This is a genomic window from Variovorax sp. Root473 (assembly GCF_001426505.1).
Classification (GTDB): Bacteria; Pseudomonadota; Gammaproteobacteria; order Burkholderiales; family Burkholderiaceae_C; genus Variovorax.
This window is the reverse complement of sequence record NZ_LMEV01000016.1, coordinates 347,184-364,698: the sequence shown is the minus strand read 5'-3', so window position 1 is coordinate 364,698 and position 17,515 is coordinate 347,184. Positions and strand designations below refer to the sequence as shown.

Annotated in this window: 20 protein-coding genes and 1 pseudogene; 9 read left to right on the top strand and 12 right to left on the bottom strand. The window is 67.5% G+C overall.

The annotated features are described in order from the left end of the window. Positions 1 to 2: 2 nt before the first annotated feature. The 8 genes from ASD34_RS13015 to ASD34_RS12985 form a co-directional block, all read right to left on the bottom strand. Entirely contained in the window at positions 3 to 884 is an 882-nt protein-coding gene (locus ASD34_RS13015; RefSeq protein WP_056577959.1) for a cytochrome c oxidase subunit 3, read from the bottom strand. 83 nt (positions 885 to 967) lie between these two features. After that, positions 968 to 1,135 carry a DUF2970 domain-containing protein gene (locus ASD34_RS13010; RefSeq protein ID WP_082818316.1) on the bottom strand — a complete coding sequence of 56 codons (168 nt, stop codon included), beginning with the start codon at positions 1,133 to 1,135 and terminating at the stop codon, positions 968 to 970. A 53-nt stretch (positions 1,136 to 1,188) separates the two neighbouring features. Then, positions 1,189 to 1,818 carry a cytochrome c oxidase assembly protein gene (locus ASD34_RS13005; protein ID WP_056577955.1) on the bottom strand — a complete coding sequence of 210 codons (630 nt, stop codon included), beginning with the start codon at positions 1,816 to 1,818 and terminating at the stop codon, positions 1,189 to 1,191. Between the two features lie 37 nt (positions 1,819 to 1,855). Continuing rightward, positions 1,856 to 1,972, bottom strand: coding sequence for a cytochrome oxidase small assembly protein (locus tag ASD34_RS28185; RefSeq protein ID WP_217493469.1), 117 nt, complete (start codon positions 1,970 to 1,972; stop codon positions 1,856 to 1,858). Positions 1,973 to 2,012: 40 nt separating this feature from the next. Next, positions 2,013 to 3,650: a cytochrome c oxidase subunit I gene (gene ctaD / locus ASD34_RS13000; protein WP_056577952.1), complete on the bottom strand. Its 1,638-nt coding sequence runs from the start codon at positions 3,648 to 3,650 to the stop codon at positions 2,013 to 2,015. Positions 3,651 to 3,693: 43 nt separating this feature from the next. Continuing rightward, positions 3,694 to 4,872: a cytochrome c oxidase subunit II gene (gene coxB / locus ASD34_RS12995; protein ID WP_056578080.1), complete on the bottom strand. Its 1,179-nt coding sequence runs from the start codon at positions 4,870 to 4,872 to the stop codon at positions 3,694 to 3,696. A gap of 60 nt (positions 4,873 to 4,932) precedes the next feature. Further along, positions 4,933 to 5,409: a DUF2244 domain-containing protein gene (locus tag ASD34_RS12990; RefSeq protein WP_056578078.1), complete on the bottom strand. Its 477-nt coding sequence runs from the start codon at positions 5,407 to 5,409 to the stop codon at positions 4,933 to 4,935. A 163-nt stretch (positions 5,410 to 5,572) separates the two neighbouring features. Beyond that, positions 5,573 to 6,487 carry a class I SAM-dependent methyltransferase gene (locus ASD34_RS12985; protein WP_056577950.1) on the bottom strand — a complete coding sequence of 305 codons (915 nt, stop codon included), beginning with the start codon at positions 6,485 to 6,487 and terminating at the stop codon, positions 5,573 to 5,575. Between the two features lie 22 nt (positions 6,488 to 6,509). Here ASD34_RS12985 and ASD34_RS12980 point away from each other — a divergent pair, with 22 nt between their 5' ends. From ASD34_RS12980 to ASD34_RS12970, 3 genes are all read left to right on the top strand, one after another. Then, complete coding sequence (locus ASD34_RS12980; protein WP_056577948.1) at positions 6,510 to 7,226, top strand: ComF family protein; 717 nt, start codon at positions 6,510 to 6,512, stop codon at positions 7,224 to 7,226. Between the two features lie 31 nt (positions 7,227 to 7,257). After that, positions 7,258 to 7,719, top strand: coding sequence for a tRNA (uridine(34)/cytosine(34)/5-carboxymethylaminomethyluridine(34)-2'-O)-methyltransferase TrmL (trmL, locus tag ASD34_RS12975; protein ID WP_056577946.1), 462 nt, complete (start codon positions 7,258 to 7,260; stop codon positions 7,717 to 7,719). 123 nt (positions 7,720 to 7,842) lie between these two features. After that, entirely contained in the window at positions 7,843 to 8,136 is a 294-nt protein-coding gene (locus ASD34_RS12970; RefSeq protein WP_056577944.1) for a DUF4148 domain-containing protein, read from the top strand. Between the two features lie 28 nt (positions 8,137 to 8,164). Here ASD34_RS12970 and ASD34_RS12965 read toward each other — a convergent pair whose 3' ends face one another. From ASD34_RS12965 to ASD34_RS28180, 3 genes and pseudogenes are all read right to left on the bottom strand, one after another. Further along, positions 8,165 to 8,635: a MaoC family dehydratase gene (locus tag ASD34_RS12965; RefSeq protein WP_056577943.1), complete on the bottom strand. Its 471-nt coding sequence runs from the start codon at positions 8,633 to 8,635 to the stop codon at positions 8,165 to 8,167. Between the two features lie 71 nt (positions 8,636 to 8,706). Beyond that, positions 8,707 to 9,143: pseudogene (locus ASD34_RS12960) on the bottom strand (ParA family protein); the annotation flags it as partial. A 1-nt stretch (position 9,144) separates the two neighbouring features. Then, the coding region (locus ASD34_RS28180) for a ParA family protein (RefSeq protein ID WP_235510053.1) at positions 9,145 to 9,324 on the bottom strand (180 nt) is incomplete at its 3' end. Positions 9,325 to 9,416: 92 nt separating this feature from the next. Between ASD34_RS28180 and ASD34_RS12955 the strand changes: the two genes are divergently transcribed. Together ASD34_RS12955 and kefC are read left to right on the top strand one after the other, a co-directional pair. Beyond that, positions 9,417 to 10,148: an NAD(P)H-dependent oxidoreductase gene (locus ASD34_RS12955; RefSeq protein ID WP_056577939.1), complete on the top strand. Its 732-nt coding sequence runs from the start codon at positions 9,417 to 9,419 to the stop codon at positions 10,146 to 10,148. A 2-nt stretch (positions 10,149 to 10,150) separates the two neighbouring features. Beyond that, entirely contained in the window at positions 10,151 to 12,010 is a 1,860-nt protein-coding gene (kefC, locus tag ASD34_RS12950) for a glutathione-regulated potassium-efflux system protein KefC (RefSeq protein ID WP_056577937.1), read from the top strand. A gap of 88 nt (positions 12,011 to 12,098) precedes the next feature. On the opposite strand, the gene ASD34_RS12945 is transcribed toward kefC, so the two are convergent. After that, positions 12,099 to 12,974, bottom strand: coding sequence for an amidohydrolase family protein (locus ASD34_RS12945; protein WP_056577935.1), 876 nt, complete (start codon positions 12,972 to 12,974; stop codon positions 12,099 to 12,101). A 104-nt stretch (positions 12,975 to 13,078) separates the two neighbouring features. Here ASD34_RS12945 and ASD34_RS12940 point away from each other — a divergent pair, with 104 nt between their 5' ends. The 4 genes from ASD34_RS12940 to ASD34_RS12925 are packed head-to-tail and all read left to right on the top strand — an operon-like array spanning position 13,079 to position 17,512. Continuing rightward, positions 13,079 to 13,852 carry a crotonase/enoyl-CoA hydratase family protein gene (locus ASD34_RS12940; protein ID WP_056577934.1) on the top strand — a complete coding sequence of 258 codons (774 nt, stop codon included), beginning with the start codon at positions 13,079 to 13,081 and terminating at the stop codon, positions 13,850 to 13,852. Continuing rightward, a complete protein-coding gene (locus tag ASD34_RS12935; protein WP_056577932.1) occupies positions 13,849 to 15,702 on the top strand; it encodes a feruloyl-CoA synthase in 1,854 nt (617 codons plus the stop codon). The genes ASD34_RS12940 and ASD34_RS12935 overlap by 4 nt, the downstream gene beginning before the upstream one ends. Positions 15,703 to 15,721: 19 nt before the next feature. Next, positions 15,722 to 16,486 (top strand): SDR family NAD(P)-dependent oxidoreductase, encoded by a 765-nt coding sequence (locus ASD34_RS12930; RefSeq protein ID WP_056577930.1) that lies wholly within the window; start codon positions 15,722 to 15,724, stop codon positions 16,484 to 16,486. A 33-nt stretch (positions 16,487 to 16,519) separates the two neighbouring features. Then, positions 16,520 to 17,512 carry a Bug family tripartite tricarboxylate transporter substrate binding protein gene (locus ASD34_RS12925; protein WP_056577927.1) on the top strand — a complete coding sequence of 331 codons (993 nt, stop codon included), beginning with the start codon at positions 16,520 to 16,522 and terminating at the stop codon, positions 17,510 to 17,512. Positions 17,513 to 17,515: the final 3 nt, after the last annotated feature.

The window sequence follows — 17,515 nt, the reverse complement described above, 5'->3', positions numbered from 1 at the left end:
GCTCAAAGCCAATAGACCAGCACGTACAGGCCCAGCCAGACCACGTCCACGAAGTGCCAGTACCAGGCGGCGCCTTCGAAACCGAAATGGCGCTCGGCGGTGAAGTGGCCTTTTTGCAGGCGCAGCGTGATGAACAGCAGCATCAGCATGCCGATGAACACGTGCAGGCCGTGGAAGCCGGTCAGCATGAAGAAGGTCGAACCGTAGGTGCCCGAGCTGAGCTTGAGGTTCAGTTCGGTGTACAGATGGAAGTACTCGTAGCCCTGCACGCCCAGGAAGATCACGCCCAGCAGCACGGTGAGCCACATGAAGCGGATGCACTGTGCACGGTGGTCGGCGCGCAGCGCGTGGTGGGCGATGGTCAGCGTCACGCCCGAGCTCAGCAGCAGCGCGGTGTTGATGGTCGGCAGCCAGAACGGGCCGACGGTCTGGAAGGGCTCGATGATGCCGGCGGGCGAACCGGTCACACCGGCCGCGACGCTGGGCCACACGGCCTTGAAGTCGGGCCACAGGATCGCGTTGTCCAGGCTGCCGAGCGTCGGCAGCGCATGGGTACGGGCCCACCACAGCGCGGTGAAGAAGGCGCCGAAGAACATCACTTCCGAGAAGATGAACCAGCTCATGCTCCAGCGGTACGAAAGGTCGATCTTGTGGCCGTACTGGCCGCTCTCGCTCTCGCCGACGGCAGCGCGGAACCACACGAAGAGCGTGCCGAGCCAGATCACCATGCCCAGCAGCAGCGACCAGGCGCCCCACTGGTGGCTGTTGATCCATTGCGCCGCGCCGAGGATCACGAAGAACAAGCCGATCGCGGACACGACCGGGTAGGCCGAGGGTCCGGGCACGAAGTAGTAGGGCGTGGTGCCGTGGGTGGTTGAACTCATATCAGCTCCTGGCTTTCTTTCTTCTCTCGATTCAATGATTCTGGAGATCGTGGTTTTCTTGTCTTCGGCTCAGCAGGCGCCGCTCACGCGGCCGCGACCACATGCCGCACCAGCAGCACCAGCCCGACCACGAAGACGATCACTGCGGCAAACGCCACCACGATGACGTGTAGCGGATTGAGCTTGCCCAGGTCTTCTTTGTAGGCGCTGTTGCGGCGCACCCCGAAGAATGACCAGCCCACCGCCTTCATCGTGTCCCACAGCGTGGGCTTGCGGCGCGGGGCTTCGGGCGGCAACGGCGAGGTCACGAGCGCGGCTCATCGGCGACAGCATGCGAAACGGCGGCCACCGGGGCCGGAGGCGTCTTGCCGCCCACCTCGAAGAAGGTGTACGACAGCGTGATGGTCTTGACGTCCTTCGAGATCTTCGGATCGATCACGAAGGCGACCGGCCACTGCTTCTTCTCGCCCGCGTCGAGCGTGTACTGGTTGAAGCAGAAGCACTCAAGCTTGTTGAAATGCGCCGCGGCCTGCTGCGGTGCATAGCTCGGAATGGCCTGCGCGGCCATACGGCGGTTCTGCGTGTTCTGGAACTCGTACATCACCGTGTTCAGCTGACCCGGATGCACTTCGATGAAGCGCTCGGCCGGCTTGAAGTCCCACAAGCCACCGCGCACGTTGGAGTCGAACTCGACCTTGATCGTGCGGGTCATGTCGACCTGCGTGTTATCCGGAACGCGCACGTTCTTGGCGCCGCTCGCGCCGCCCGGCACTTGCAGTTCGGAGAGCGCGAGGATGTTGATGCCGGTCATTTCGCAGATCGCGCGGTACATCGGCACCAGCGCATAACCGAAGGCGAACATGCCGCAGGTCACGACGGCCAGCTTGCCGACCATGCGGACGTTGGCGCGGCGGATGCGTTGGCCGAGGCTCATGCTGTTGCTTCCGTTCGGGGGTTGCGATGCGGCGCGGTCAGCGCCCGCTGAACCAGACCATGCGGACGATGAAGCCGATGAAGAAGATCACCGCGATGGAGGCCAGCGTGAGCCCCATGCGTCGGTTGTTCTTTCTTTGCTCAGGCGTCGTCATCGTCGTGCGGTCGTTGTGCTTGTCCGGCGTGCGCGGGTGATCAGCCGATCACCTTGGTGGCGGTCGCGTCGAGCTTGGGCGGGTTCTCGAAGGTATGGAACGGGGCCGGCGACGGCACTTCCCACTCGAGACCTTCGGCCGCTTCCCAGGGCTTCTGAGGCGCTGCTTCACCCTTGCCGCGCATCGAAGGCAGCACGATGAACAGGAAGAAGTAGAGCTGCGCGAAACCGAAGAAGAACGCACCCACCGAGGCGATGGCGTTGAAGTCGGCGAACTGCATGGGGTAGTCGGCGTAGCGACGCGGCATGCCGGCCAGGCCCAGGAAGTGCATGGGGAAGAAGGTGACGTTGAACGAGATCAGCGACCACCAGAAGTGGACCTTGCCGCGCGTTTCGTTGTACATCACGCCGGTCCACTTGGGCGCCCAGTAGTAGAAGCCCGAGAACATGGCAAACAGCGAGCCGGCCACCAGCACGTAGTGGAAGTGGGCCACCACGTAATACGTGTCCTGCAACTGCGTGTCGATGGGTGCGACCGCGAGGATCAGGCCGGTGAAGCCGCCCATCGTGAACACGAAGATGAAGCCGACTGCGAACAACATGGGCGTCTCGAAGGTCATCGAGCCCTGCCACATGGTGGCAATCCAGTTGAAGATCTTCACGGCCGTGGGCACGGCGATCAGCATGGTCGCGTACATGAAGAACAGCTGGCCGGTGAGCGGCATGCCGGTCGTGAACATGTGGTGGGCCCACACGATGAACGACAGGATGGCGATCGACGAGGTCGCGTACACCATCGAGGCATAGCCGAAGAGCTTCTTGCGGGCGAAGGCCGGGACCACCTGGCTGATGATGCCGAAGGCCGGCAAAATCATGATGTAGACCTCGGGGTGGCCGAAGAACCAGAAGATGTGCTGGTACATCACCGGGTCACCGCCGCCGGCAGGATTGAAGAAGCTGGTGCCGAAGTGGCGGTCGGTCAGCGTCATCGTGATGGCGCCGGCGAGCACGGGCATCACGGCGATCAGCAGGTAAGCGGTGATGAGCCAGGTCCAGCAGAACATCGGCATCTTCATCAGCGTCATGCCGGGGGCGCGCATGTTCAGGATGGTGACGATGATGTTGATCGAGCCCATGATCGACGAGGCGCCCATGATGTGCATCGCGAAGATGCCGGCGTCCATCGAGGGGCCCATCTGCAGCGTGAGCGGGGCGTACAGCGTCCAGCCAGCTGCGGGTGCGCCGCCAGGCATGAAGAACGAACCCGCCAGCATGATGGCCGCCGGAATCAGCAGCCAGAAGCTGAAGTTGTTCATGCGCGCGAACGCCATATCGGATGCACCGATCTGCAACGGGATCATCCAGTTTGCGAAGCCCACGAAGGCCGGCATGATCGCGCCGAACACCATGATCAGGCCGTGCATGGTGGTGAACTGGTTGAACAGCTCGGGGTTCACCATCTGCAGGCCGGGCTGGAACAGCTCGGCGCGAATCAGCAGGGCGAGCACGCCGCCGATCATCAGCATCGTGAAGCTGAACAGCAGGTAGAGCGTGCCGATGTCCTTGTGGTTGGTCGCGAACACCCAACGGCGCCAGCCGGTGGGCGCGTGGTGGTCGTGATGTTCGTCGTGTGCGTGGCCGCCTGGGGCGTGACCATGGGGGTCGAGGACTGCGCTCATGTCGTTGTTCCTTGCAATTTCTTCTTCGCGGTGCGCCGTCGGATCACTTGCCGCGCAGGGCCAGCACTTCAGCCGGTTGCACCAGCTGGCCCGTCTTGTTCGACCAGCTGTTCTTCGTGTACGTCGCCACGGCCGCGAGGTCGGTGTCGCTCAGCTGTTTCCAGGAAGGCATGGCACCGTTGTTCTGGCCGTTGAGCAACACCAGCAGTTGCACCTTGTGGTCAGGATCGGTCACCTTGGCTGCGCCATCGAGCGGCTTGATCGGACCTGCGCCCTTGCCGTTGGCCTGGTGGCAGGCCGCGCAGTTGGCGGCATAGACCTTCTCGCCGCGTGCCAGCATGTCGGGCAGCGTCCAGACCTTGGTCGGGTCGTCGAGCTTGGCGGCGGCTTCCTTGCGCTTGGTGGCGACCCAGGCGGTGTAGTCGGCTGCCGACAGCACCTTCACGTGGATCGGCATGTAGGCGTGTTCCTTGCCGCACAGTTCCTGGCACTGGCCGTAGTAGTCGCCCACGGTCTCGGCGCGGAACCAGGTATCGCGCACGAAGCCGGGAATGGCGTCCTGCTTGAGGCCCAGCTGCGGCACGGCGAAGGCGTGGATCACGTCGTTCGCGGTGGTAATGATGCGGACCTTCTTCTGCACCGGCACAACCATCGGGTTGTCGACCTTGAGCAGGTAGTCGTCGGGCATGGCGCCCTTCGCACCGGCGTCGGACATGGCGCGCTGCGAGCTGTCGAGCGTGGAGATGAAGGCCAGGCCCTCGCCTTCGCCATTCAGGTAGTCGTAGCCCCACTTCCACTGGTAGCCCGTGGTCTTGATCGTGAGGTCGGCGTTCGTGGTGTCCTTCTGGGCCACGAGCACCTTGGTGGCGGGCAACGCCATCACGATCACGATGAGGAAGGGAACGATGGTCCAGATGACCTCGACCACCACCGATTCATGGAAGTTGGCGGCCTTGTGGCCCACCGACTTGCGGTGCTTCCAGATGGAATAGAACATCACCGCGAACACGGCGACGAAGATGACCGTGCAGATGATCATCATGATCGTGTGGAGCAGATGCTGCTCCTGCGCGATCTTGGTCACGCCGACCGGGAGATTCAGCTGGCGCACCGCAGGGCCGCCGGGCAGATCGTTGACTGCGTGCGCCGCGTTGCTGAACGCCGCGCCGGCCGCCAGCAACAGATTCGCCGGCCTGTACTTATTGCGCCAAATGCTCTTCATCGTGTTCACGTTTCTTCAATTTTTCGACAAACCCAACCGTGCAGCACCGCGCGAGCCCCCTCAGGCGCCACGCAACGCCATGCGAATCTCGCGGGCCAGTGCGGCTCGCAACTCCGGGCGTACATAGCGCCCCACCCTGACCGATCGACCCTGCCCCGAGACCTCGATCAGCGAACGATCGCCGGTCTGCGGTTCGATCCGCACCTGGTGCGGAAGAAATTCCGTGCGTTCGTAGTGCCCACCGTTCTCGAGCTCTACGACGAGGCGCCCGCCTTGCAGCGCGATCCGTTCGCCATCGGTGGCATGCCGCGCGTACATCATGAACGCAAAGCCCACCGCGGCCAGTTCGAGCCAGGCGAATGGCAGTACCAGCGGCGCACCGTGCAGCCAGAACACCATGCCCGTTCCCAGAGATACCACGCACAGCGAGGCGTAGAGCCAGCCCAGCTGGCTCGGCGTCACCGAGCAATTTCGTTTCAGGAACCAGTGGATGTTCTGGCCTGAGACGGTGGCAAAACGAAACACGGAATTCGACACGGGCGAGTTCAGCAAATCGGTGCGTCGATGGTGGCCAAACCCCTCGTACAAACAGGATCCGACACCCCTCGATCGCGGGAGAATACCCGCGAGTTTCACGCAACGGCGGATTGTAGCGGGTAGAGCGTGCCCCTCGCGCACCGAATGAGGGCTGCCGCGTCGCTCAGGCGCCAGGGCGGCCGCGCTGGAGCATCGATCGCATCTCGCGCAGCGAGACCGCGCTCTCGGGCGACAGCGCGACGCGCGGCGTCGGCTTGAAGGCGTGCCCGTAGATGACCTCGAAGGTCAACGCGATGCGGCCCTCGCCTTCCGGGGCCGGTGCCAGCGCGGGCAGGGCCTGCTTGAGCGAACGGTGCCAGGCCTTGCCGCGCAGTGCGGCGAAACGTGCCGGATGCAGGTTGCGCCCCAGGGTGCGCAGCTCGGCCAGCGCGGCCTCGGGGGTGGCCCAGGTGAGCACGATGCGCTCCATGTCCATCACGGGCTCGGCGAAACCGGCGTGCACGAGCATGTCGCCCCAGTCATGCATGTCGGTGTATTCATGGCCGGCGGCGGGCCAGCCAAGCCGGGCGTGCAGGGCCCGCAGCTCACGCACGGTGTCCGGGCCGAGGCAGGAAAACATCAGGAAGCCGTTGGTCGCCACCAGTCGATGCCACTGCGCGATGAGCGCCTCGGGGTCGGCTGCCATGTGCAGCGACATGTTGGCCCAGAGCAGGTCGACGCCGTCTTCGGGCGGCGCGTCGAAGCGCGCCTTGCCGCCCTGCCAGCGGCGCGCGCTCCACCAGGGCGCGGTCAGCGCTTCGCCGGTCCGTTCGGCCAGCGCGGGCTCGGGTTCGATGACGAAGGCTTCGGCGTCGCGGTAGCGGCGGGCCAGCAGCGCGTGCGCCTCAAGGCCGCCGCGCAGCGGCGACCAGTCGGCCCAGGTGCGCGGCTGGGCCTTGATCCATTGCAGCCGGTCTTCCATCCGGCGGCCGATTTCCTCGTGCAGCCAGGGCGAGCCCTCGGCGGGCGCGAGCCGGCGCCAGCGGTCGGCCGCCGTGGAATCGATGGTCGGCGGGCGTCTTGCGGGGTCGGTGGCCATGGGGCCGTGAGTATATTGAGGCATGCACAACCGCCGGGCCCTGAGGCCTTTCACCTCGCTGCTCGCCCGGCTGCCCAGCCAGTGCGAGGTCTGCCGCGCCTGGCCCGCGCAGCGCGTGTGCGACGCCTGCGTGGCACGCTTTGCGCCACCGACCGCGCGCTGCGGGAGCTGCGCCCTGCCGATGCCCGAGGGCGTGGTCCGCTGCGGCGAATGCATCAAGCACCCGCCACCGCTCGATGCCTGCCTCGCGGCCTGCACGTATGCCTGGCCGTGGCCCGATTGCATCGCGCAGTTCAAATTCCGCGGCGAGGCGGGCTGGGCCGGTCCGCTGGCCACCCTGTTGCGCAGCGCGCCCTGGGTGGAGCCGGCGCTGGAGCAGTGCGACTTCGTGTTGCCGATGCCGCTGGCGCCCGGGCGGCTGGCCGAGCGCGGCTTCAACCAGGCGCACGAGCTTGCGCGCCGGCTGGCACCGGCCAAAACCGACGCCACCCTGCTGCTGCGCACGCGCGACACGCCCGCGCAGAGCGGCCTGCCGCGCGTCGACCGCCTGCGCAACCTGCGCGGGGCTTTCGCCGTGGAGCCGCTGCGCGTCGCGGACCTCCAGGGACGGCGCGTGGTGCTGGTGGACGACGTGATGACCAGCGGCGCCTCGCTGTTCGCCGCGGCCGCCACCTTGCGCCTGGCGGGCGCGACGCACATCACCGGCGTCGTGCTCGCGCGGACCGATCCGCCCCGCTGAACCCGCCAGCGGCGCCCGCGACAATCGGCACATGTTCCATATCGTCCTGGTCCACCCCGAAATTCCGCCGAACACCGGCAACGTGATCCGGCTCGCGGCCAACACCGGCTGCACGCTGCACCTGGTGGAGCCGCTCGGCTTTTCGATGGACGATCGCCTGCTGCGCCGCGCCGGGCTCGATTACCACGAGTACGCCGAACTCAAGCGCCACGCCGACTGGGCCGCATTGCTGGCCACGCAGCAGCCGCCGGCCGACCGCATGTTCGCGCTGACCACGCGCGGCACCCGCGCCGTGCACGACGTGCGCTTCCAGCCCGGCGACTGGCTGGTGTTCGGCTCGGAAACCGCTGGCTTGCCGCCGTCGATCCGCGACGGCTTTGCCGAGCCACAGCGGCTGCGATTGCCGATGCGTGCTGGCCAACGCAGCCTGAATCTGTCGAACGCGGTGGCCGTCACGGTGTTCGAGGCCTGGCGGCAGAACGGTTTCGGCTGACGGCCGTTCGCCCTTCGCGCGGCAGGGGCACATCCGATCGGCGCTGCGCAGCGTATGAGAAGGCATGTCGGTGATTCGCACCGGCATCCGTCCCCTCAATGCTCACTGCCAAGGAGTTTCGCCATGCACACCACCACCCTGCGCCTCGTCACGCTCGCCGCCCTCGCCTTCGGTGGCGGCGCCCATGCCTTCCAGGGCGAGCAGAACCCACTGCCGCCCGCGCCCTTCCAGTCGTCGCTGACGCGCGCCCAGGTCCAGGCGCAAGCCATGCAGCCGCTGCAGATCAGCAACGGCGGCACCGGCGTGGCCCGCCCGACCTCGGGCAACGTCGACCGCGCCGTGGTGCGCGCGAGCGCCGTCGGCATCACCCGCCAGGGCGCGGCCACCTACGGCGAGGTCACCGACCGCCGCATGTAAAGAGAAGAAGAGAAGAAGAAAAACTCGCTCAGGGAAAACGGCGCACCACCGACTCGGCGACACACGCCGGCTTGGCGGCGCCTTCGAGCTCGATCGTGGTTTCCCAGGTCATCTGCAGGCCGTCATTGGGAATCGGCTCGGCGCTCAGCAGCTTCATGCGCGCGCGCAGGCGCTGGCCCACGGGCACCGGCGACATGAAGCGCACGCGGTTCAGGCCGTAATTCACGCCCATGCGCGACTCGACCACGTCGATGGCCGTCTCGAAGAACTTCGGCAGCAGTGACAGCGTGAGAAACCCGTGCGCAATCGGCGCGCCGAAGGGGCCGGACCTGGCCCGCTCCACATCAACGTGGATCCACTGGTGGTCGCCCGTCGCTTCGGCGAACTGGTTCACCTGCTGCTGGGTCACGGCAATCCAGTCGCTCACGGCGACTTCCTGGCCGACGCAGGCGGCGAGATCCTGAAGGGTCTGGAATGTCTTTTTGGTCATGCGGGGCATTCTGGTACCAAGGGCACAAGGCTGGCTGTCGGACTTGCGACAACCGGGAATCGGGGAGATCCGGGGGCCGCTCAGGCGTCGAGCCATTCGCAGATCGGCTGCCACTGCGCCAGGTCGCGCTGCACGCGGCCCGGCGCAATGTCGAACAGCGTGAGCCCGCGCGCCGCCAGCTGCACGTAGTTCTGCGTGTCGCGCAGCTCGCCCAGCACAGGCACGCCGAGGCTCGCAATGAACTCGTGCAGCCGGTCGGCCGCCAGCGTGCGGGCGTTCACGCGCATGCCGACGAGGCCGATGCGGGTCTTCTCGGCGCGACGGCTTTCCATCAGGCGGTCGAGGAAATCGCGCGTGGCGTAGATGTCGAAGATGCTCGGCTGCAGCGGCACGATCACGCGGTCGGCCAGCGCCAGCACCTCCTTGAAGCGCCAGCCGTGCAGGCCGGCCGGCGTGTCGAGCACCGCATGCGTGGTGCCGCGCGGCGGGCGCACCACGGTGCTGTCGCCGGTGGCTTNGGTGGCGATGGGGCGGCCCTGCGGCGGGCGCAGGCCGAGCCACAGCCGCGAGGACTGCTGGCGGTCCACGTCGCCGAGCATCACGGCATGGCCGCGGCTCGCGAAATAGCCCGCGATGTTCGTTGCAATCGTCGACTTGCCCACGCCACCCTTGGGATTGGCGACCAGAACCACCGGCATGAGGATCTCCTCCAGAACTGGGACAGGGCTGGATGGTAGTCGCCCCGGGTTGCGCGTCGGCGACGGCGGGCCGTCTGCGTTATGTTCGCCACATGACGACAACAACATCCCCGGAGAACCCCGGCAGCATCTATGTGCTGGCGGCCCACCCGCACTGGCGCGACTCGCGCGTGAACCGCCGGCTGTTCGCCGCGGCGCAACGTGTACCGGGCATCGACGCGAACGATCTCTACGGCACCTACCCCGACTTCGCCATCGACGTCGACGTCGAACGCGAGCGGCTGGCCCGCGCGGACCTCGTGGTACTGCTGCATCCGATCCAGTGGTACTCGATGCCGCCGCTGCAGAAGCTCTGGATCGACGACGTGCTGGGCTACGGCTGGGCCTACGGCCCCGGCGGCACGGCCCTGCAGGGCAAGGACTGCTGGCTGGTCGCCACCACCGGCGGCCCCGAGCCGAGCTACCACCCGCAAAGCTACAACCGCTATTTCTTCGACGCCTTCCTGCCGCCCTACGAGCAGACCGCCGCGCTGTGCGGCATGCGCTTCCTGCCGCCGCTGCTGCTGCACGGCGCGCGCCGCGCCAGCGAGGCCGAGGTGGCCGCGCACGTCGAGGTCTTCGTGCAGCGCCTGGAAAGCTACCCGGTGTGGCCCGAGATGGACGAACTCGATGCCTGCATCGCCTGCCCGGTGCCCGAGACCGACCGACCCGCCGAATCGGACGACGTGAACAAGGTCGTGGCCGGCGCCTTCCACAGCGCGATGACGCACGGCCTGGCCGTCGCGAACGGTGCCAGCGGCGCCACGAACCACAAGGCGGCCTGAGCATGGAACACGCACCCGCCTGGCTGACCAGCAGCCTGATCTACCTGAGCGCCGCCGTGCTGGTGGTGCCGCTGTCCAAGGCCCTGGGCCTGGGTTCGATCATCGGCTACCTCGTGGCCGGCATCGCCATCGGGCCCTGGGGCCTGGGACTCGTGTCCAGTGTGGAAGACGTGCTGCACTTCGCCGAGTTCGGCGTGGTGCTGATGCTGTTTCTCGTCGGCCTCGAACTCGAGCCCAAGCGCCTGTGGGCCCTGCGCCGCCCGATCTTCGGCTGGGGTTCGGCGCAGGTGCTCAGCTGCGCGGCGGTGTTGTTCGCTATCGGCTGGGCCGTGGGCGCGCCGTGGCGCGTAGCGCTGGTGGCCGCGCTCGGGCTGGCGCTGTCGTCCACCGCCATCGCACTGCAGGTGTTCGGCGAACGCAACCTGCTGAAGACGCCCAGCGGGCAGGCCGGCTTCTCGATCCTGCTGTTCCAGGACGTGGCGGCGATCCCGATCCTTGCGCTGCTGCCGCTGCTGGCCGGTGCCACGGCGGCCGAACAGTCCATCAGTGGGCTGGACCGCGCGCTCGAGGCGCTGAAGATCGTCGGCGTGATCGCCGGCATCATCCTCGGCGGGCGGCTGCTGCTGCGCCCGATCCTGCGCTGGATCGCACGCAGCGACACGCCCGAGATCTTCACCGCCGCCGCGCTGCTGCTGGTGGTGGCCATCGCGGCGCTGATGCAGTTCGTCGGCCTGTCGATGGCGCTGGGCGCCTTCCTGGCCGGCGTGCTGCTGGCCGAAAGCGAATACCGGCGCGAGCTCGAGACCGACATCGAGCCCTTCAAGGGCCTGCTGCTGGGGCTGTTCTTCATCGCGGTGGGCATGTCGATCAACTTCGGCGTGCTGCTGGCCAACCCGGGGGTCATGGCCTTGCTGGTGGTGAGCTTCCTGGCGATCAAGCTGGTCGTGATCTACGCGTTGGCCAAGGCCATGGGCCTGGCCTACCAGGAGCGGCCTGTGTTCACGCTGCTGCTGGCGCAGGGCGGCGAGTTCGCCTTCGTGGTGTTCCAGGCCGCCGGGCCCGATGTTCTGCCGCCGCAGACCACCTCGCTGCTGATCGGCGCGGTGGCGCTGTCGATGCTGCTGTCGCCGCTCTTGTTGGTGCTGCTCGACAAGTTCGTGCTGCCGCGCTACAGCCACACGGGCGGACCGCAGCTCGAAGAGATTTCGGAGCAGCAGGACGCCAAGGTGCTGATCTGCGGCTTCGGGCGCTACGGCCAGATCGTGGGGCGCCTGCTGATGTCGCAGGGTCTGCAGGTGACGGTGCTCGATCACGACGCCGACACCGTCGAGGGCCTGCGCCAGTTCGGCTTTCGCGTGTTCTACGGCGACGCCACGCGGCTCGACCTGCTGCGCACCGCGGGCGCCGGCACGGCGCGCGCCATCGTGGTGGCGGTGGACGACATCGAGCAGTCGCTGGACATCGTCGACCTGGTGCGCGAGAACTTTCCGCAGGCGCGCATCGTGGCCCGCGCGCGCAACGTGACGCACATGTTCCAGCTGCGCGACCGCGGGGTGCAGGACGTCGAGCGCGAGGTGTTCGAGTCGTCGCTGCGCAGCGGCCGTTCGACACTGGAAGCGCTGGGCTGGCCGGCGGCCGAGGCGCGCGAGGCGTCGATGCGTTTTCGCCAGCGAAACCTCAAGCTCAGCGACGAGATCTACCCGCACTACAAGGACCGCGCCAAGCTGATCGCCGCCAACAAGGCGGGCCGCCAGCAGTTCGAGGAGCAGATGGCGCGCGAGCGCGAAGAACGCAAGCGGCGCTCAGGCCAGGACTGGGACCGGCTCGGGGAAGATGAACCGGGCGACGCGAAGGCGCCCTGAGACCAGCTTCCCGGCCGCATCAGACCGGCATCGGATGCGCGGGGAGCCGCAGCAGCGGAACCACGCCGCGCGCCGCGCCTCCTGAACCTCAGGCCGCAGGGGCCTCGAGCTTCAACAGCCGCACCGCGTTGTCCTTGAGGATGCCCGGCATCACCTCGGGCTTGAAGCCGGCCGCCTCGAAGTCGCGCATCCAGCGGTCGGGCGTGATCAGCGGGTAGTCGCTGCCGAATAGCACGCGGTCTTTCAGCAGCGTGTTGGCGTACTGCACCAGCTGCTTCGGAAAGTACTTGGGGCTCCAGCCCGACAGGTCGATCCATACGTTCGGCTTGTGCGTGGCCACGCTCAGCGCCTCGTCCTGCCAGGGAAAGCTGGGGTGGGCCATGACGATCTGCATGTCGGGAAAGTCGATGGCCACGTCGTCCAGGTGCATCGGGTTGCTGTATTCGAGCCGCAGGCCGCCGCCGCAGCGCATGCCCGAGCCGATGCCGCTGTGGCCGGTGTGGAAGATGGCCGGCAGCTTGTACTCGGCAATCACCTCGTAGATCGGCCAGGCCATGCGGTCGTAGGGATGAAAGCCCTGCACCGTCGGGTGGAACTTGAAGCCCTTCACGCCGTGTTCCTCGATGAGCCGGCGCGCCTCGCGCGCGCCCATCTTTCCCTTGTGCGGATCGATGCTGCCGAAGGCAATCATGATGTCGCTGTTCTGCGCCGCGGCCTCGGCGATCTCTTCGTTCGGGATGCGCCGGCGGCCCATGTTCGACTCCGCGTCGACCATGAACATCACCAGCCCGATTTTCCTTTCACGGTAGTACGCCACGCTCTCGGCGATGGTGGGGCGCCCGCTCGAGCCGAAGTACTTGTCGGCGGCGCGGTCGTATTCCTCGCCGTAGTTGTCGAAAGGGTTCCAGCAGCTCACTTCAGCGTGGGTGTGGATGTCGATCGCAATCAGGTTCCGTGGGTCCATGTCGTTGTCTCCAGTTCGGGTAAATCCCTAGGATTCGGGAGGCTCCAATGCCTTGAATTGATTATTTCTCATAACCATAATCCAACGCAACCCCGGACACCCTCATGACCCATCCAGACCTTCACCTCGACATCCGCGACGACGTCGCCATCGTTCGTCTCACGCGCGGCGCCAAGCGCAACGCGCTGTCCGACGGCCTGATCCTCGCGCTGCGCGACACCTTCGAGACGCTGCCCGCCACCGTGCGCGCGGCCGTGCTCGACGGCGAGGGCCCGCATTTTTGCGCCGGCCTGGACCTGAGCGAACTCAAGGAGCGCGATGCCGGCCAGGGCATGCAGCACTCGCGCCTGTGGCACAGCGCGCTTGACCTGATCCAGCACGGCCCGGTACCGGTGGTGGCGGCGCTGCACGGCGCGGTGGTCGGCGGCGGGCTCGAACTGGCCACGGCCTGCCACATCCGCGTGGCCGACCGCTCCACCTTCTATGCGCTGCCCGAAGGCTCGCGCGGCATCTTCGTGGGCGGCGGCGGCTCGGTGCGCATCCCCAAGCTGATCGGCGTGGCGCGCATGACCGACATGATGATGACCGGCCGCGTCTACAACGCCGAGGACGGCGAGCGCGCCAACTTCGCGCAGTACCTGGTCGACGAGGGCACCGCCTTCGACAAGGCCTTCGAGCTTGCGAAGCGCATCGCCACCAACGCACCGCTCACCAACTACGCGCTGATGCATGCGCTGCCGCGCATCGCCGAGCAATCGGCCGACCACGGCTTCTTCACCGAGTCGCTGATGTCGGGCATCGTCCAGGCCGCGCCCGAGGCCAAGCAACGCGTGCGCGATTTCCTCGAAGGCCGCGGCGCGAAAGTGAGCAAGGGATGACCGCCGTCCGCTACCGCCCGCTGGCCTTCGGCGTGACGCGCGCGGTGCTGCGCGATGGCGTGCCCGGCACGCGCTACCTCACGGCCGAAACGCCGCTGCTGCCCTACCGCGAGCGCATGACCGACCGGCTCGCACACTGGGCGCAGCTGGCGCCCGAGCGCACCTTCATCGCGCGCCGCGAACGCCTGCCGGATGGCCGCACGGGCGACTGGCTGCGCGTGAGCTATGCGCAGGCGCTGGAAGAAGCGCGCGGTATCGGACAAGCCCTGCTCGATCGCGGCCTGAACGCCGAGCGGCCGGTCGCGATCCTCAGCGAGAACGGCATCGAGCACGCGCTGCTTGCGCTGGGCTGCCTCTACGCGGGCGTGCCCTACTGCCCGGTGTCGCCGCCCTATTCGATCGTGAGCCAGGACTTCGACAAGCTGCGCCACGTGTTCGACACGCTCACGCCCGGCCTGGTGTTCGCTTCTGACGCGGCGCGCTTCGCCCGCGCCATCGAGGCCACAGTGCCCGCCGGCACCGAGGTCGTGCTCGCCGAAGGCACGCTCGCGGGCCGCGCCACCACGCGCTTCGACGTGCTCGCCGCCACGCCGGCCACGCCCGCCATCGACGCGGCGATGCAGGCCACCGGCCCCGACACCATCACCAAGTTCCTCTTCACCTCGGGCTCCACCAAGATGCCCAAGGCGGTGATCAACACGCACCGCATGTGGTGCGCCAACCAGCAGCAGCTGCGCCAGTCGATTCCCGCGCTGGGCGACGAGCCACCGGTGCTGGTCGACTGGTTGCCCTGGAACCACACCTTCGGCGGCAACCACAACGTGGGCATCGTGCTGGACAACGGCGGCACGCTGTACATCGACGACGGCAAGCCCACGCCCACCGGCATGGCCGAGACGCTGCGCAACCTGCGCGAGATCGCGCCCACCATCTACTTCAACGTGCCCACCGGCTTCGAGGCCATCGCGAACGCGATGGAAACCGACGCGGTGCTGCGCCGCAACCTGCTCTCGCGCGTGAAGATGTTCTTCTACTCGGGCGCCGCGCTTGCGCAGCCCGTGTGGGACAGCCTGCACCGCACGCAGGAAGCGGAAGTCGGCGAGCGCATCGTCATGGGCACCGGCCTGGGCATGACCGAGTCGGGCCCCTTCGCGCTGTACGTGACCGGCCCCGACGTGAAGTCCGGCGACGTAGGTCTGCCCGCGCCGGGCATCGAGCTCAAGCTGATCGAGGTCGACGGCAAGACCGAGGTGCGCTACCGCGGCCCCAACATCACGCCGGGCTACTGGCGCGCGCCCGGGGCCACGGCCGAGGCCTTCGACGAAGAAGGCTTCTTCTCGACCGGCGACGCGGTGCGGTGGATCGCCGACGACGACATCCACCGCGGCCTGCGTTTCGACGGCCGCATCGCCGAAGACTTCAAGCTCGCCACCGGCACCTTCGTGAGCGTGGGCCCGCTGCGCGCGAAGATCATCGCGGCCGGCTCGCCCTATGTGCAGGACGCGGTGCTCACGGGCATCAACCTGAAGGAAGTCGGCGCGCTGATCTTCCCGACGCAGAAGGTGCGGCAACTCGCCGGCCTGAGCGCCGACGCCACGATGCAGCAGATGCTCGAAAGCGCGCCGGTGCAGGCGCACTTCCAGCAGGTGGTCGACACGCTCGCGGCCGGCGCCACCGGCAGCGCCAACCGCATCGCGCGCCTGCACCTCATGGCCGAGCCGCCGTCGATCGACAAGGGCGAAGTGACCGACAAGGGCTCGATCAACCAGCGCGCCGTGCTCAAGCACCGCGCCGCGCTGGCCGATGCGCTGCACGACGGCACGTTGCCTTTCACGCTCAAGCCCCGCTAACCCATCCAGGAGATACACCATGAAGATCGAAGGACAAGCCGCACTCGTCACCGGCGGCGCTTCGGGCCTCGGCGAGGCCACCGCGCGCGAACTCGCGCGCCTGGGCGCCAAGGTCGCGGTGCTCGACCGCAATGCCGCGCTCGCAGAGAAAGTGGCCGCTGAGATCGGCGGTGTCGCGTGCGTCTGCGACATCACCGACACCGACAGCGTGAACGCCGCGCTCGACAAGGCAGCCGCCGCACACGGCCCCGCGCGCATCCTGATGAACGTCGCCGGCATCGGCAGCGCCAAGCGCATCGTCGGCAAGGACGGCAACCCCGCGCCGCTCGAAGACTTCGTGCGCGTCGTCAACATCAACCTGATCGGCGGTTACAACATGGCGCGCCTCTTTGCAGCGCGCTGTGCCAGGTTGGCCGCACTCGACAACGGCGAGAAGGGCGTGATGCTCTTCACCGCGTCCGTCGCGGCCTTCGACGGCCAGGTGGGCCAGCAGGCCTACAGCGCCTCGAAGGGCGGCCTCGTCGGCATGACCCTGCCGATGGCGCGTGACCTCGCGCAGCACGCCATCCGCGTGTGCACCGTGGCGCCCGGCCTCTTCGCCACGCCGCTGCTGCTGGAGCTGCCCGAGCCGGTGCAGCACTCGCTGGCCGCGTCGATCCCGTTCCCGCCGCGCCTGGGCAAGCCGTCGGAATTTGCCGAGCTGGCCTGCCACATCGTCACCAACGGCCACCTCAATGGCGAAGTGATTCGCCTCGACGGCGCCTTGCGCATGGCGCCGCGCTGATTCCCGCCCCCGAAAAAACCAGGAGACAAGACCATGACCACTCGACGCCACCTCATGACGGCGCTCGGCGGCACCGCCGCGCTCGCCGCATTGCATCCCTTTGCCGCACTCGCCCAGGCGGTGCAGCAGCAGGTGAAGATCTACTACGGCTTCCCGGCCGGCAGCGCGGGCGACAGCGTGGCCCGCCGCGTGGCCGACAAGCTGGGCAACACGCCCTTCACCGCCACCAACCCGGTGGTCGAGAACAAGCCGGGCGCGGGCGGGCGCATCGCGCTCGACACGCTGAAGACCTCGCCGGCCGACGGCTCGGTGCTGTGTCTCGCGCAGGCCTCGGCGCTGTCGATCTATCCGCACATCTACACCAAGCTCAGCTACGCCATCCCCGACTTCGCGACCATCTCCATCGGCGCCGTGATGACTCACGGCCTCGCCGTCGGCCCGATGGTGCCGGCCAGCGTGAAGACGCTGAAGGACTACATCGCCTGGGCCAAGGCCAACCCCGGCCAGGCCAGCTACGGCTCCCCGGGCGCCGGTTCCACGCCGCACTTCCTGGGCGCGCTGCTGGGCCTGAGCACGGGCGCCGACCTGCGCCACGTGCCCTACCGCGGCTCGCTGCCCGGCATCAACGACGTGGTGGGCGGCCAGATCGCCTCGTGCCTGACGCCCGCCGGCGACTGCCTGCCGTTCGCCAAGGCCGGCAAGCTGCGCGTGCTCGCCACTTCGGGTGCGCAGCGCCCCGCCTACCTGCCCGACGTACCCACCTTCACCGAGCAAGGCTTCCCGGAAATCGTCGCCGACGAGTGGTTCGGTTTCTTCGCACCGGCCAAGACGCCGGCCGCGACCATCGCCACGGCGAGTACCGCGATCCAGGCTGCGCTGAAGGACAAGGCCGTGGCCGACGGCCTGCTGTCGGTCGGCCTCATCGCGCACGGCTCTTCGCCCGAGGAGATGAAGAAGTCGCTGCAGTCCGAGTACGAGCGCTGGGGTCCGCTGGTCAAGAAGATCGGCTTCACCGCCGAGTCCTGAGAC

Coding starts and splice junctions, on each gene's coding strand:
- ASD34_RS13015 (WP_056577959.1), bottom strand. CDS start 884: ATGAGTTCAACCACCCACGGCACCACGCCCTACTACTTCGTGCCCGGA.
- ASD34_RS13010 (WP_082818316.1), bottom strand. CDS start 1,135: ATGAAGGCGGTGGGCTGGTCATTCTTCGGGGTGCGCCGCAACAGCGCC.
- ASD34_RS13005 (WP_056577955.1), bottom strand. CDS start 1,818: ATGAGCCTCGGCCAACGCATCCGCCGCGCCAACGTCCGCATGGTCGGC.
- ASD34_RS28185 (WP_217493469.1), bottom strand. CDS start 1,972: ATGACGACGCCTGAGCAAAGAAAGAACAACCGACGCATGGGGCTCACG.
- ctaD (WP_056577952.1), bottom strand. CDS start 3,650: ATGAGCGCAGTCCTCGACCCCCATGGTCACGCCCCAGGCGGCCACGCA.
- coxB (WP_056578080.1), bottom strand. CDS start 4,872: ATGAAGAGCATTTGGCGCAATAAGTACAGGCCGGCGAATCTGTTGCTG.
- ASD34_RS12985 (WP_056577950.1), bottom strand. CDS start 6,487: ATGGCCACCGACCCCGCAAGACGCCCGCCGACCATCGATTCCACGGCG.
- ASD34_RS12980 (WP_056577948.1), top strand. CDS start 6,510: ATGCACAACCGCCGGGCCCTGAGGCCTTTCACCTCGCTGCTCGCCCGG.
- trmL (WP_056577946.1), top strand. CDS start 7,258: ATGTTCCATATCGTCCTGGTCCACCCCGAAATTCCGCCGAACACCGGC.
- ASD34_RS12970 (WP_056577944.1), top strand. CDS start 7,843: ATGCACACCACCACCCTGCGCCTCGTCACGCTCGCCGCCCTCGCCTTC.
- ASD34_RS12965 (WP_056577943.1), bottom strand. CDS start 8,635: ATGCCCCGCATGACCAAAAAGACATTCCAGACCCTTCAGGATCTCGCC.
- ASD34_RS12955 (WP_056577939.1), top strand. CDS start 9,417: ATGACGACAACAACATCCCCGGAGAACCCCGGCAGCATCTATGTGCTG.
- kefC (WP_056577937.1), top strand. CDS start 10,151: ATGGAACACGCACCCGCCTGGCTGACCAGCAGCCTGATCTACCTGAGC.
- ASD34_RS12945 (WP_056577935.1), bottom strand. CDS start 12,974: ATGGACCCACGGAACCTGATTGCGATCGACATCCACACCCACGCTGAA.
- ASD34_RS12940 (WP_056577934.1), top strand. CDS start 13,079: ATGACCCATCCAGACCTTCACCTCGACATCCGCGACGACGTCGCCATC.
- ASD34_RS12935 (WP_056577932.1), top strand. CDS start 13,849: ATGACCGCCGTCCGCTACCGCCCGCTGGCCTTCGGCGTGACGCGCGCG.
- ASD34_RS12930 (WP_056577930.1), top strand. CDS start 15,722: ATGAAGATCGAAGGACAAGCCGCACTCGTCACCGGCGGCGCTTCGGGC.
- ASD34_RS12925 (WP_056577927.1), top strand. CDS start 16,520: ATGACCACTCGACGCCACCTCATGACGGCGCTCGGCGGCACCGCCGCG.